We start from the raw sequence: 13,242 nt of genomic DNA, 5'->3' as shown, positions 1-13,242 counted from the left end.
ATGGCGACGGCTGTCATTGCGAGGAGCGGGGCGACGAAGCAATCCCGGAGCGTCCGCTCCGTGCGCCACGGGATCGCTTCGTCGGCCTGCGGCCCCCTCGCGATGACAGTCCCTAGATCGCGCGCGCCATCGCTTCGGCGGCTTCTTTCGCGAGCCCTTCCTCCCCGATCCCGCCTTCGAGCGCATCGCGATCGAAGGTGAGGAACGCGACGGTCGCGCCGTCCTGGCCCGTCACCAGCGGCTCGACGGGCTCGTCGGCGCGCGCGTAGCGGAATCCCGGCGGACCGATCTCCTGCCCTTCGACCATGACCGATCCTTCGAGCACGACCTCGTAGCGCCCGAACTGCGGCGCGGGCATGCCGAGCGCGGCGAGCGCCGGCGCGCGCACCACGACCGCCGCCGGACCGAAATCGGGCGGCGTGAGGAACTTGAACTGCGAGTGCTCGGCGTTGGGCAGCGGCCGCCATTCGGTGTCGCTCGCCGAGCAGGCGAACAGACGCCCACCGAGGTTGATCTGCTTGCGCGCGTCGAGGTTCACCATCGAGATGATCCCGCCCGCTTTCGGATGCAGCACGAGCATGTCGTGCCCGCGCGAGACCGCGAACGGACCGTACGGCATGTTGTGGTCGGTATAGTGGATCGCCGGCCCCTCGATGTGCTTCACCCCGCGCGGGAAATCCATCGCGCCCTCGAGCAGGAGCTGGAACTGCGCGGTGAGGTGCATGTGCGCATATACCGACGGCGTATCGTCGAAGCGGAAGCGCATCGCTTCCGGCCCGCCGTCCTCCCCGTCGAGCAGCACCTGGCATTCGAACGTGATGCCCTCGGTCGAGCTTCGCTTCCACGGCGCGTTCGCGCTGTCGACGATGTAGGAGGTGCGCATCCCGAAAGCGTAGCACGGCGCGCGGGTTGCCGCTGCGCGGCGCCGGGAATAGCATGATCGATCGCGATCCTGGAGGAGGACGACGATGACGATCAGCATCTCCCTGCGGGTCAACGGACAGCAGGTCACCGCCGACGTCGAGCCGCGGACGCTGCTCGTGACGCTCATCCGCGAGCGGCTGCGCCTCACCGGCACTCACGTCGGCTGCGACACCGCGCAATGCGGCGCGTGCACGGTGCATCTCAACGGCCGCGCGATCAAATCGTGCTCCCTCCTCGCCGCGCAGGCCGACGGCGCGGACGTGGTGACGATCGAGGGCATCGCGCGCGCCGATGGCGAGCTGCATCCGATGCAGGCGGCTTTCCGCGAGCACCACGGATTGCAATGCGGCTTCTGCACGCCGGGCGTGGTCATGAACGCGATCGACTTCGCGGCGCGCAATCCGGGTGCTTCCGAACGCGACGTGCGCGAATCGCTCGACGGCAACTTCTGCCGCTGCACCGGTTATCACAACATCGTGAAGGCGATCGTCGCCGGGTCGAAGGCGATGGCCGCCGCCAAGTGAGCGCTACATCATGAACGCACCCCTGATCGGCGCCCGCATCGAGCGCAAAGAGGATTACCGCTTCCTGACCGGGAGCGGGCAGTTCACCGACGACCTCCAGCTCGAGCGCCAGACCTGTCTCGTGTTCGTGCGCTCGCCGCACGCGCACGCGAACGTGAAGTCGGTGAGCACGGCCGAGGCGCTGAAATCGCCCGGCGTCGTCGCGGTCTACACCGGCGCCGACGTCGCCAAGCTCGGTGGCCTGCCGTGCGGCTGGCTGATCACCGATGTCGACGGCCAGCCGATGAAAGAGCCGCCGCACCCATGCCTCGCGCAGAGCAAGGTGCGCTACGTCGGCGATGCGGTCGCGGCCGTCGTGGCCGAGACGCTCGACCAGGCGCGCGACGCCGCCGCGCTGGTCGAGGTCGATTACGAAGTGCTCGATGCGGTCTGCGACGCCGCGCGCGCCCGAGACTCGGACGCCCCCGTGCTGCACGAGATGGCGCCGGACAACACGTGCTATGTGTGGGCGCTCGGCGACAAGGCTAAGAGCGACGAGGCTTTCGCCAAGGCGTTCCACGTCACCGAGCTCCAGTTCGCCAACAATCGCCTCATCCCCAACGCGATCGAGCCGCGCGCGGCGATCGGCGCGTACTCGCGCGCCGACGACACCACCACGCTCTACATCGCCAACCAGAACCCGCACGTCGAGCGGCTGCTGCTCGGCGCGTTCGTGCTGAGCATCCCCGAGCACAAGCTGCGCGTGGTCGCGCCCGACGTCGGCGGCGGCTTCGGCTCCAAGATCTTCCTCTACGCCGAAGACGCGGTCGTCGCGTGGTCCGCGAAGCAGCTCGGACGGCCGGTGAAGTGGACCGCGGAGCGCAGCGAGTCCTTCATCAGCGACGCGCACGGCCGCGATCACGTCACGCGGGCGAGGCTCGCGCTCGACCGCGAAGGCCGCTTCCTCGCGATGGACGTGAAGACGACCGCGAACCTCGGCGCGTACCTGTCGACATTCGCATCCTCCGTGCCGACGATCCTGTACGCGACGCTGCTCGCGGGCCAGTACACGACGCCCGTCATCCATTGCGAAGTCACCGGCGTGTTCACCAACACCGCGCCGGTCGACGCTTATCGCGGCGCCGGGCGCCCCGAGGCGACGTACGTCGTCGAGCGACTCGTCGAGACCGCGGCGCGCGAGACGGGCATCGATCCGGTGGAAATCCGCCGGCGCAACTTCATTCGCGACTTCCCCTACCAGACGCCGGTCGCGCTCCAGTACGACACCGGCAACTACGAAGCGACGATGAGCGCCGCGCTCGATCTGGCGGACGTCGGAGGCTTCGCTGCACGCCGCAAGGAGTCCGAGGCGCGCGGCAGGCTGCGCGGCCTCGGTTACGCGGCCTACATCGAAGCGTGCGGCCTCGCGCCCTCAGCGGTCGCGGGGAGCCTCGGTGCGCGTGCAGGCCTCTTCGAAGCCGCCGAGATCCGCGTGCACCCGACCGGCAGCGTGACGGTCTTCACCGGCTCGCACGCGCACGGACAGGGGCACGAGACGACGTTCGCGCAGGTCGTCGCCGACATGCTCGGCATTCCGCTCGACAGCGTGAACATCGTCCACGGCGACACGTCCAAAGTGCTCTTCGGCATGGGCACGTACGGCTCGCGTTCGATCGCGGTCGGCGGCACGGCGATCGTGAAAGCGGTCGACAAGGTGATCGCGAAAGGCCGCAAGATCGCCGCGCATTTGATGGAAGCGGACGAGAGCGAAGTCGAGTTCGATGCCGGCGTGTACCGCCGGCTGCGCAGCGACCGCGTGAAGACCTTCGCCGAGGTCGCGTTCGCCGCCTACGTGCCGCACAACTATCCGCACGACAAGCTCGAGCCGGGGCTGAACGAGAACGCGTTCTACGATCCTTCGAACTTCACTTTCCCGGCGGGCACGTACGTGTGCGAGGTCGAGGTCGATCCCGAGACCGGTGCGACGACCGTTGCGTCGTTCACCGCGGTCGACGACTTCGGCAAGGTGATCAATCCGATGATCGTCGAAGGCCAGGTCCACGGCGGCATCACGCAGGGCATCGGGCAGGCGCTCACCGAAGGCTGCCGTTACGACGACAGCGGCCAGCTCGTCACCGGGTCGTTCATGGACTACTGCATCCCGCGCGCGTCGGACGTGCCGTCGTTCAAGGTGGACATGCGCGAGACGCCGTGCACGCACAACCCGCTCGGCGTCAAAGGCTGCGGCGAAGCGGGCGCGATCGGCGCGCCGGCGGCGCTGATGAACGCGATCACCGACGCGATCGGCGTGAAAGACCTGCCGATGCCCGCCACCCCGCAGACGGTGTGGCGCGCGCTGCGCGAGAAAGACGCTTAAAGGAGGCCCCATGCAAGCGTTCAACTATCACCGGCCGGCGACGCTCGCCGATGCAGCGTCGCTCGCAGCCGGCGCCGACGCGAAGCTGCTGGCCGGCGGACAGTCGCTGGTGCAGGCGATGAAGGTCGGGCTGTCGTCGAGCACCGATCTCGTCGATCTCGGCGCATTGAAAGACCTCGCGGCGATCGCGAGCGACGGCGAGGTCGTCACCGTCGGCGCGATGGCGCGTCACGCCGACGTCGCGGAGTCGAGCTCCGTGAAGCAGTCGATACCCGCCCTCGCGCAGCTCGCCGCGGCGATCGGCGACCGCCAGGTGCGCAACCTCGGCACGCTCGGCGGCTCGATCGCGAACAACGATCCCGCCGCGGATTACCCGGCCGGCGTGCTCGCGCTGAGGGCGACGATCGTCACCACGCAAGGCGAGCACGAGGCCGACGAGTTCTTCCGGGGGATCTTCGAAACCGCGCTCAAGCCCGGCGAGATCATCACGGCGGTGCGCTTTCCGAAGCCTGCGCGCGCGGGCTACGCCAAGTTCCGGCAACCCGCATCACGCTTCGCGCTGGTGGGCGTGTTCGTCGCGGAAACCGCGACCGGCGTCCGCGTCGCGGTGACCGGCGCAGGCCCGTGCGTCTTCCGCGTGCCGGAGATGGAAAAAGCCCTCACCGCACGCTTCGCGCCGGACGCGGTTGCGGACATCACAGTGAAACCCGACGGCCTGAACAGCGACATCCACGCGGCAGCCGACTATCGCGCACACCTCGTCACGGTGATGGCGAAGCGGGCGGTGCAGGCAGCGCTTGGTAGCTAGAAAAGCTTTTTAACCGCCAAGGACGCAAAGGACGCAAAGGACGCAAAGGAAAAACAATCGTCATTCCGGACGGCGCGGCAGCGCGAAATGATCCGGAATCCATTGTGACGTTAACGACTTGAAAATGGATTCCCGCCTTCGCGGGAATGACGATGCAGAGTCGCGGTTGTCGTTCATGGTTAATGCGGTCTGGTTTTGCTTTCCTTCGCGTCCTTTGCGTCCTTTGCGGTCAATTGCTCTGGCCCTTGACCTTCCTCTGCGTCCTCTGCGTCCTCTGCGGTAAGTTTTTTCTCTTCTATAGCTTCGCGAGAAATCGTTTCACTGCCGCCACGAAATCGGGGGGATTATCGAGCGTCACGTGATGCTCGCTCCCCGGCACTTCGGCGAGCTCGACCTGCGGCGCGCGGGACTTGATGTCGGCGATGATCTCGGGCGTGACGCGGTCGCTCAAGCCGCCTTTGACGAGCAGGACGGGGATCTTCACGCGGTCCCACAGCGGCGGGATCTCGATGAGCTCGCGCTTGGAGTACACGTTGCGGTCGAACTTGTGCCGCCAGCGGCCGTTCTCGTCCTGCCGGCCGCCGCGCTCGGCGAGGTAGCGGATGATCTCGGGCGCGGCCTGCGTGCCTTCGGGGCGCACCTTGAAGCGCTCGATGAACTCTTCGTTGGTCGCGTAGCTGCTGCCTTCGCGGTTGCCGATCTGGTGCAGGTTCGATACGCGGTCGGGCGTCGAGCGCAGCGTCGAATCGACGACGACCAGCGCTTGCACGCGTCCCGGGTACAGCGCTTCGTGCGTCAGCGACACCAGCCCGCCCATCGAATGGCCGACGAGCACGACGTCCTCCATGCCGAGCTTCTTCATCACCTCTTCGGCGTCCGAGGCGTACTCGTCGTAGCGATACGACGGCGGATTCGCGCGTCCGCTGTCGCCGTGCCCGCGCTGGTCGAGCGCGCGCACGTGGTACTCGGCGGTAAAACCGCCCGCGACGAAATCGAACCAGTGCGCGGTCACCGCACCGCCGTGCAGGCAGAGCATCGGCGGTTTGCCTGCAGTGCCGTAATCGAGATAGTGGAGGTTGATGCCGTTGACTTCTATATGGCGGTCTTCGTGCGGTGCGGGTGTGATCACTCGGGTTTGACTCCGGCTGTCTGGATGACTCGAGCCCAGCGCTCGTAATCCTGCTTGAGAAAATCGGCGAACTGCTCGGGCGTGTCGCCGACGATGTTCGCGCCGAGCCCGTTCAGCCGCGACACGACCTCGGGCTTGGCGAGCGCCTTGCGCTGCTCTTCGGAAAGACGGTTCACGATCGCCCGCGGCGTATGTGCCGGGACGAGCGTGCCGACCCACGGCGCGCAGCGCTCGAAGCCGGCGTAACCGGCCTCGGCGGCGGTGGGCACGTTCGGGAAATCGGGATGGCGCCTGGTGGTGCCGACCGCGAGCACCTTGAGCTTCTTCGCGTTGACGAACTCGGCGATGCCGATGATCGGATACACCATGAACGTGACCTGTCCCGACATCACGTCGACGAGCGCGGGCGCGTTGCCGCGAAACGAGACGTGGGTCATCTTCACCTTGCCCATCGCTTCGAGCATGGCGCCCGCCAGATGCGCCGAGCCGCCGTGGCCCGCGGAGCCGTACGTGACTTCGCCCGGATGGCGCTTGGCCAGTGCGATCAGCTCGCCGATCGAATTGACCGGCGTCGACGGCCGCGTGACCACGACCATCGGGAGCGTCGCGGCGTTGCTCACCGCCGCGAAGTCCCTGAACGGGTCGTACTTGATCTTGTCGGGCGCGAGCAGCGCGTTCACCAGCAGCGAGAGCGACGAGAAAATCGCGGTGTAGCCGTCGGGCGCGGCGCGCGCGACGAGGTCGGTCGCGATGATCGCGTTGGCGCCGGTGCGGTTCTCGACGACCACGCTCTGACCCATCGCCTGCGTCATCTGCGTCGCGATGAGGCGCGCGATGACGTCGGTCGGCCCGCCCGCGGCGAAGCCGACGACGAGACGTACGGGCTTCGAAGGGTACGTCTGCGCCGCCGCCGGACACGCGGGCGCGAGCGCGCAGACGAGCGCGAGTGTGGCGCGCGTCACAGTCGTCATCCCTTCCCCCTCCCGTCGTTGTCGGTATGCCCTTACGATAGGGTCCGCCCGTTGCATGGGTCAAGCAGCACCCGTAAGGCACCTCCGTGAACGAACGGCTCGCCCGTTATCTCCAGCACGAATCCGACCTCTATCCGCACGCGCTCGAAGCGAAGTTCCCGCGGCTGATCGACAAGATCGTCGAGGCGTGGGCTTCGCCCGAGCGCGCGAGCGCAGTGTTCGACGAGCTGCTCGTCGACCGCCGCGGCGGCCGCCAGGGGTTCCCGCCGGACGTCGCGCGCGAAATTTACCGGCTCTCGGTCGGCTACGACCGGCTGTGGGCGCGCGAGGATTACAAGCGCGACGTCTGGGGACACGAGCGCGAGGACGCGACCGCCGCGCTCGCACTGATCGGGATGCGGCCGGTCGCGTCGGACATGATGCGCGCCGCCGAGGGCAGCGATGCCGAGCAGCTCGAGCTCTTCCTGAAAGCGGGGATGCCCGTCGATACGCGCGACGCGCGCGAGTGGACGCCGCTCATGGTCGCCGCGTTCAACGGGAACGAAGCCGCCGCGAAGCTGCTGATCGAAAGCGGCGCCAATGTTGCCGCCGCCGATCGCGGCGGCTACACGCCGCTGCACTGGGCGGCGCTCAAGGGCTACGCGCAGGTGATCGCGCTCCTGGTCTCGCGCGTCGACGTCGACGTGCAGAGCAAGTCGGGACTCACCGCCCTGCTGCAGGCTGCCGCGTCGGGCCACGTCGAAGCGGCCCGGGCGCTGATCCAGCGCGGGGCGGCGGTGAACCTGCCCACGAACGAAGGCTGGACGCCGCTGCACAAGGCGGTCGCGAACGGTCACACCGAAGTGGTGCGGCTGCTGCTGCGCTCCGGCGGGGACACGACCGCGCGCCACGCCGACGGCGCGACGCCGCTCGATCTGGCCGAGAAGGCGAAGAATGCGTTGCTGGTGAGGTTGCTGCGGGGGGCGTGAAGGTCGAGATGGACTCCCGATCGTTTCGCGCTGTCGCGCGGTCGGGAATGACGAGTGCTCCGTCATCCCCGCGCAGGCGGGGATCCATTTTCAAGAAAAAACGGCCGCAGGCTTTCACCTGCGACCGTTCCGCTCTCCGCGTCACCCGCGGATCTTCACCAGATCCTTGAGCACCGCGTCGAGCCCGCCGACGACGGAGATCTGACCGATCTTCTCGGTCACTTTCTCCAGCGTCTCGAGCTCCTTCAACCGGAGCGCGATCGGGCTGTCTTCCATCACCTTCGCGGTGTTGAGCATCGAGCGCGTCGACGCCGTTTCTTCCCGGCGGCGGATCACGTTCGCCTGCGCGGCCTTTTCGGCCTCCACCACTTTGGCGAGGATCGCCTTCATCTCGCCGGGCAGGATGATGTCTTTCACCCCGACCGAATCGACTTCCAGCCCGAGACCGGCGGTACGGCGGCGGATGTGCTCCGCCACCGTCTCGTCGATCGCGCCCTTGTTCTCGAGCAGCTCGTCGAGCGTGCGCGTGCCGACCGCGGCACGCAGGCCGTACTGGAGCTCCTTGTACAGGTACTCCAGCGGCTTCGCCTGCTTGCCGTAGGCCGCGAGCACGTCGCTCACGCGGTAGCCCGCGGTGAGGTTGACGCGCAAGCTGACCTTGTCGCGGGTGAGGATTTCCTGCCCCGCGACTTCGACCGACTGCAGCCGCGTATCCACGACCTCGACCTTCAGATCGCGGATGAACTTCCAGAAGTAGTGCATGCCCGCTTCGAGAAGCCCTGCGACTTTGCCGTCGACGTACGGCACGCCCACGTGGTACTCGGGCACCTGCACCGCGAGCACGCCGTCAGCGCCGGCCACCCGTTGCGCTTTCGCGCTCACGAGCTGCGGCGCGAGGCGCGGATCGACCGCGAAATCGACCGCGATGTCGATCACCTCGAACGCGAGATCGACGTAGCTCTTCCAGTACAGGCGCCGGGTGTTCGGCGCGAGCACCTCGGCGAGCACGCCGTTCTCGTAGCGCAGGCCGACCTGCGTGGCCCCGAGCTCGATCACGTGGAACTCGCGCTCGGCGATCTCGCGCTCCGCCTTGACGATGTAATCTGCGAGGCGGTGCTCGAACCGCACGTTCGCGACGTTGTACTTCTCGATCGTGCAGCGGAACAGCGGGTCGAAGCGGTAGTGCTCGCCCGGACGCAGCACGTCGACGAAATCGCCGCGGTCGAAGACGAGCGCACGCTCGTCTTTGTTCACGTGGAATTTGCGAATGACCATTCTTCTTCTCCCTGGATCAAACCGGGGTCAGACCCCGACAAAAAAGGTTCCGGTCTCCCGGCGGTCCCGCGGGCGCCGCCGCGCGTGCGGGGGCTGCGGCTGCGCTTCGATACGCAACCCTCCGCGTATCGAAGCTGGACCGCATCGCCCGCACGCGCCGCACGGCGCGCTCGGCGTGACCGCCGGTGCCGGGGCCGGGTTGGCGTCAGACCCCGGCATCTTTGGGGTCTGACGCGGTTTCCCAGCCTCGGCCGAAACCGGTTCCACTACTGCGTATCAAGGCTTTAAAGGCCCTGTGGTTTGGAGCGGGATTCGAACCCGCGACTCATCGCTCCCAAAGCGATTGCTCTACCGACCTGAGCTATCCAAGTTGGCGGTGAACATGGGAATCGAACCCACAACCTCGGCCTCGACAGGGCCGCGCTCTACCGTTGAGCCAGTTCACCCCTATCCGCCGCTCCGCAGGTCGGTACACGCACGGCCGAACCGGCCGGCGCGCCAGGGAGGACTCACGAGCCTCGCCCGCTGACGTTGCGTTCACGACGAATTCCTCTCGTCAAATTCCCGCCTGCGCGGGAACGACGAAGACAAAAAAGCCCGGGGACCTTGCGGCGCACCCGGGCTCTGGAAGGACGTGGAAGATGCTCAAGGCATCCCGCGTGTCTCCCGCACCCGGTCGCGGCACGGCCGCGCGTACGCCTGGGGTTTCAGCCCGGACTCTGGGTTATCGATGTAGTGGTGATTCAGCATAAGGAGACGCCTAACGCTCGCGCGGCGGCCGGCGTTGACACGATCCCGAATTATTTCTGGCGCGGGATGCCGGCGTCGGTGCCGATGATGCCTTCGGCGCCGGTGCGGTTGCGACGATCACGGTCTCGCCGAGCGACTGCGACAGATGCGTCGCGACCATGCGCGCCAGGATGTCGTTCGTGCCGCCGGGCGAGAACGGAACGATGAGACGTATCGGCTTGTAGGGATAGGGCCGGGCTTTGTCCGCCGCGACGGCGAAGACAGCACACGACAGACTTGCAGCTACCACGATTGCGAACTCTGATCTCGAGACCGTGGTTCCTCCTCGAAGTCTTATGCTGCTTGCGGGCGTGTCATTATGGGTGCTGTTCGAAGTCGGTCAAGACACTCGAGGAGGAACGAGCTCAGGTGCAGGTTTGAAGATCGGTCGAGGCTGGAAAAATGGATTCCCGATAGCCCGGCTATCGCCGTTCGGGAATGACGTCGCTTCGTCATTCCCGCGAAGACTGCCCAATCGTCATTCCCGCGAAGGCGGGAATCCATTTTGACGTTTACGGCAGCCGCGACAGGAAATGCGCCAGCGCGTCGATGTCCGCATCCGGCACGCCGTAGAGCGCAGCGGCCATGATGGTGTCCCCGCCCTTGCGCTTGTTGTCGCGGTACGCGCGCATCTCCGCGGCAAGGTAATCGGAACGCTGCGCGGCGAGCCGCGGCACCTGGTTCTGGCCCTTGAAGTCCGAGACGTGGCACACGCCGCAGCGCAGGGCCGCCGCGCGCTCCTTGCCCCTTGCGGTGAGCTTGGGATCGGCCGGGCCCTTCTCGGTCGATTTCGCCGGCAGCTTGGCGTAGTGATCGGCGAAGCGCGTGATGTCCGCGTCCTTCATCTTCTGCACGATCGGCTGCATCACCGGCGCCGGGCGCAGCTCCTCGCGCATGAGCACGAGTTGCGTCTCGATGAAGAGCTTCGGCTGGCCCGCGAGCGAAGGGATGCGCGGCGTGATCGAGTTGCCGCCCGCGCCGTGGCACACCTCGCACACGTCCTGTGCATGGGCGGGAAGGCAAATGGGAATGAACAGAGAGAGGAGAGAAGCGAGAGAAAGGAGAACGCGCCGTGCCGCAGGCAGCCGCGACCTTCTTCTATCTCCTATCTCTTTTCTCCTCTCCTCTCTCCTATCTTTCACTTCTGATAGCTGATCCGATAGATCGCGCCGACCTGCTCGTCGCTGACGAGGAGCGAGCCGTCGCGCATCTGGTGGATGTACGCCGGACGTCCCCAGAACTTGTAGGTGTCGGCGCTCTCGTTGAAGCCGCTCATGAAGGTCGTCATCGAAGCATTCTTGCCGTCGGCGCCCACGCGCACGTTCACGACGTCGAAGCCGTTGGGCGTGGTGCGGTTCCACGAGCCCTTGCGCACGACGAAGATCGAGTTCTGGTACTCCGCCGGGAACATCTTACCGGTGTAGAACTTCACGCCCATGGTCGCGGCGTGAGGCCCGGTGAGCAGCACCGGCATCGTGACGCCCTTGCACGCGTCGGCCTTCTTGAAGTCGACGTCAACCGTGCCGTTGGCGTGACAGTACGGGAAGCCGAAGTTCGCGCCGGGCTTGGCCAGACGGTTGAGCTCGTCGGACGGGCTGTCGTCGCCCATCCAGTCGCGGCCGTGATCGCTGAACCACAGCTCCTTGGTCTGCGGATGCCAGTCGAAGCCGACCGAGTTGCGCACGCCGGTCGCGATCACTTCCTTGCCCGAGCCGTCGGCGTTGTAGCGACGGATCTGCGCGTACTCGGGTTTCGGCTCGCAGATGTTGCACGGCGCGCCGAACGGCACGTACAGCTTGTTGTCCGGACCGAACGCGACATACTTCCAGTTGTGGTGCTGCTCGGGCGGCAGGTCGAACTTCGCGGTGAGGTCCTGCGGCTGGACGTCCGGGTTCTTGGCGATCCCGTCGTACTTGAGCACCTTGTCGATCGCGAAGACGTACAGCGAGCCGTCCTTGTACGCCACACCCGCGGGCTGGGTGAGCTTGGAGGCGATCGTGCGCACGCTGCGCTTGCCGCCGTCGTTGGTGATCTCGTACACACGGCCGATGCCGCGCGTGCCGACCCAGATCTTCTTCTCGTCCTCGGAGACGGCCATCGCGCGGCCGCCGGGGAGACCGCTCGCCCACAGCTCGACCTTGAAACCGGCCGGCACCTTCAGCTTGCCGACGGGAATCTCGCTCGCGGGCGTCTCGGTCATCTTGCCCGGATGCGGCGCGAGCTTCGAATCTTTCATCTTGTCCGACTTGCCCTGGTGCCACGAAGGCGGCGGCGCGGACTTGTCCTGGGCGACGGCGTAACCGGTGAAAGCAGCGACGACTGCGACGGCGAGTGCGGTGCGCATGGCGGCTCCTCTCTTCTTTTGGCGGAGCTGCTATTACACTCCAAAACATGACATGCGGGTTCGCAATGTGAACGTCAGGATCGCCGCCGTCGGCGTCGGCCACTGGCACTCGCTCTACGACGCCGCTTATCTGGCCACGCTGGCACGCACCGCGGGCGTCGAGATCGCAGCGGTTCAGGACACCGACGGGACGCTCGCCGCCGAACGCGCGGGCAAGCTCGGCTCGCCGCCGGTGTTCACCGACTGGCGACGCATGCTGGCCGAGGTTCGCCCCGATTTCACGCTCGTGCTCGGCCGTCACTGCGACATGGCCGCGATCGCGCACGGCTTGCTCGACGAAGGCCGGCCTTTCCTCGTCGAAAAACCGGCCGGCGTGAACGCGGCCGAAGTGCGCTCGCTCGCTGCCAAGGCGGCGTCGCGGCCGACCTTCGCCGGCGTGCCGCTCTTCCAGCGGCTGCACCCGTTCGCCACCCACGCGCACCGAATGATGGCCGAAGGCGCGTTCGGGCTGCTGTCGCATTTCTATTTCGGGTCGAACCGTCCGACGTCAGCGCGTTACGTCCAGTGGGGCGCGCCGTGGATGCTCGACCCGGCGATCGCGGGCGGCGGGAGTCTGCGCAACGTCGGCTTGCACGGGCTCGACCTGTTCCTTCATCTGACGGGCGAAGCGGCGACGGTCACCGGCGCGCAGCTGAGCTCGCGGGCGCTGGGCGAGGCGGTGGAGGATTACGCGAGCGTGCTGCTGCGCTCGGCGGGCGGCGTGCTGGGCACCGTCGAAGTCGGCAACACGTTTCCGGGCAAAGGCGCGGACGCCGAATGGAAGCTCGCGGGACGCGACGCCATGCTCGTGCTGCGCGACGGCAAGCTCACGTGCATCACGGCGCGCGGGGAAGAGACGTTGACCGCGGAAACGCCCGAGCCGCTGCCGGCGCTCGCCGTGAAGGATGCGCTCGCGCGCTGGCAGCGCGGCGAAGCGCCGGCGGTGTCCCTCGAGGATTGTTATCGCGCGATGAAGCTCGCGGATGAGGCTTACTCGATAGCTCGAGCGCCGTTATGAAAAGCCGTCATTCCCGACCCGCGCGAGCGGGAGCGATCGGGAATCCATGTTGACCTTGATGCAGTTCAAAATGGATTCCCGCTTTCGCGGGAATGAC

The 13,242-nt window shown here is 66.8% G+C and carries 12 protein-coding genes and 2 tRNA genes; 5 read left to right on the top strand and 9 right to left on the bottom strand.

The window, feature by feature from the left end:
• Window positions 1-112 precede the first annotated feature (112 nt).
• Entirely contained in the window at window positions 113-883 is a 771-nt protein-coding gene (locus tag VHP37_11560; GenBank protein HEX2826975.1) for a hypothetical protein, read from the bottom strand.
• Between the two features lie 85 nt (window positions 884-968).
• Here VHP37_11560 and VHP37_11555 point away from each other — a divergent pair, with 85 nt between their 5' ends.
• The 3 genes from VHP37_11555 to VHP37_11545 are packed head-to-tail and all read left to right on the top strand — an operon-like array spanning window position 969 to window position 4,612.
• Window positions 969-1,448: a (2Fe-2S)-binding protein gene (locus tag VHP37_11555; protein ID HEX2826974.1), complete on the top strand. Its 480-nt coding sequence runs from the start codon at window positions 969-971 to the stop codon at window positions 1,446-1,448.
• Between the two features lie 10 nt (window positions 1,449-1,458).
• Window positions 1,459-3,804 (top strand): xanthine dehydrogenase family protein molybdopterin-binding subunit, encoded by a 2,346-nt coding sequence (locus VHP37_11550; protein HEX2826973.1) that lies wholly within the window; start codon window positions 1,459-1,461, stop codon window positions 3,802-3,804.
• A 10-nt stretch (window positions 3,805-3,814) separates the two neighbouring features.
• Window positions 3,815-4,612 carry a xanthine dehydrogenase family protein subunit M gene (locus tag VHP37_11545; GenBank protein ID HEX2826972.1) on the top strand — a complete coding sequence of 266 codons (798 nt, stop codon included), beginning with the start codon at window positions 3,815-3,817 and terminating at the stop codon, window positions 4,610-4,612.
• A 295-nt stretch (window positions 4,613-4,907) separates the two neighbouring features.
• Here the strand turns inward: VHP37_11545 and VHP37_11540 are convergent, their stop codons facing one another.
• Both VHP37_11540 and VHP37_11535 read right to left on the bottom strand, forming a co-directional pair.
• Window positions 4,908-5,741, bottom strand: coding sequence for an alpha/beta hydrolase (locus VHP37_11540; GenBank protein ID HEX2826971.1), 834 nt, complete (start codon window positions 5,739-5,741; stop codon window positions 4,908-4,910).
• Window positions 5,738-6,712 (bottom strand): tripartite tricarboxylate transporter substrate binding protein, encoded by a 975-nt coding sequence (locus VHP37_11535; GenBank protein HEX2826970.1) that lies wholly within the window; start codon window positions 6,710-6,712, stop codon window positions 5,738-5,740. The genes VHP37_11540 and VHP37_11535 overlap by 4 nt, the downstream gene beginning before the upstream one ends.
• A gap of 86 nt (window positions 6,713-6,798) precedes the next feature.
• Between VHP37_11535 and VHP37_11530 the strand changes: the two genes are divergently transcribed.
• Window positions 6,799-7,680, top strand: coding sequence for an ankyrin repeat domain-containing protein (locus tag VHP37_11530; GenBank protein ID HEX2826969.1), 882 nt, complete (start codon window positions 6,799-6,801; stop codon window positions 7,678-7,680).
• A 141-nt stretch (window positions 7,681-7,821) separates the two neighbouring features.
• Here the strand turns inward: VHP37_11530 and VHP37_11525 are convergent, their stop codons facing one another.
• The 6 genes from VHP37_11525 to VHP37_11500 form a co-directional block, all read right to left on the bottom strand.
• Entirely contained in the window at window positions 7,822-8,955 is a 1,134-nt protein-coding gene (locus VHP37_11525) for a slipin family protein (protein ID HEX2826968.1), read from the bottom strand.
• Window positions 8,956-9,251: 296 nt separating this feature from the next.
• Window positions 9,252-9,324 (bottom strand) — tRNA-Pro (locus VHP37_11520).
• 2 nt (window positions 9,325-9,326) lie between these two features.
• A tRNA-Asp gene (locus VHP37_11515) sits at window positions 9,327-9,401 on the bottom strand.
• Window positions 9,402-9,715: 314 nt separating this feature from the next.
• Window positions 9,716-9,994, bottom strand: coding sequence for a hypothetical protein (locus VHP37_11510; protein HEX2826967.1), 279 nt, complete (start codon window positions 9,992-9,994; stop codon window positions 9,716-9,718).
• Between the two features lie 262 nt (window positions 9,995-10,256).
• The gene (locus VHP37_11505) at window positions 10,257-10,733 is read right to left on the bottom strand and encodes a c-type cytochrome (GenBank protein HEX2826966.1); all 477 of its coding nucleotides are present in this window, start codon (window positions 10,731-10,733) and stop codon (window positions 10,257-10,259) included.
• Window positions 10,734-10,882: 149 nt separating this feature from the next.
• Window positions 10,883-12,088 (bottom strand): PQQ-dependent sugar dehydrogenase, encoded by a 1,206-nt coding sequence (locus VHP37_11500; GenBank protein HEX2826965.1) that lies wholly within the window; start codon window positions 12,086-12,088, stop codon window positions 10,883-10,885.
• A 52-nt stretch (window positions 12,089-12,140) separates the two neighbouring features.
• On the opposite strand from VHP37_11500, the gene VHP37_11495 reads away from it, so the two are divergent.
• Entirely contained in the window at window positions 12,141-13,145 is a 1,005-nt protein-coding gene (locus VHP37_11495; GenBank protein ID HEX2826964.1) for a Gfo/Idh/MocA family oxidoreductase, read from the top strand.
• Window positions 13,146-13,242: the final 97 nt, after the last annotated feature.

Source organism: Burkholderiales bacterium (assembly GCA_036262035.1).
Classification (GTDB): domain Bacteria; phylum Pseudomonadota; class Gammaproteobacteria; order Burkholderiales; family SG8-41; genus JAQGMV01.
Note: the sequence above shows the minus strand (reverse complement) of the source record. Positions and strands in the feature narration are given on the sequence as shown.

Bases quoted from the DNA above. Each gene is read 5' to 3' on its own strand.
- VHP37_11560 (HEX2826975.1), bottom strand. From the start codon at position 883: ATGCGCACCTCCTACATCGTCGACAGCGCGAACGCGCCGTGGAAGCGA.
- VHP37_11555 (HEX2826974.1), top strand. From the start codon at position 969: ATGACGATCAGCATCTCCCTGCGGGTCAACGGACAGCAGGTCACCGCC.
- VHP37_11550 (HEX2826973.1), top strand. From the start codon at position 1,459: ATGAACGCACCCCTGATCGGCGCCCGCATCGAGCGCAAAGAGGATTAC.
- VHP37_11545 (HEX2826972.1), top strand. From the start codon at position 3,815: ATGCAAGCGTTCAACTATCACCGGCCGGCGACGCTCGCCGATGCAGCG.
- VHP37_11535 (HEX2826970.1), bottom strand. From the start codon at position 6,712: ATGACGACTGTGACGCGCGCCACACTCGCGCTCGTCTGCGCGCTCGCG.
- VHP37_11525 (HEX2826968.1), bottom strand. From the start codon at position 8,955: ATGGTCATTCGCAAATTCCACGTGAACAAAGACGAGCGTGCGCTCGTC.
- VHP37_11500 (HEX2826965.1), bottom strand. From the start codon at position 12,088: ATGCGCACCGCACTCGCCGTCGCAGTCGTCGCTGCTTTCACCGGTTAC.
- VHP37_11495 (HEX2826964.1), top strand. From the start codon at position 12,141: ATGCGGGTTCGCAATGTGAACGTCAGGATCGCCGCCGTCGGCGTCGGC.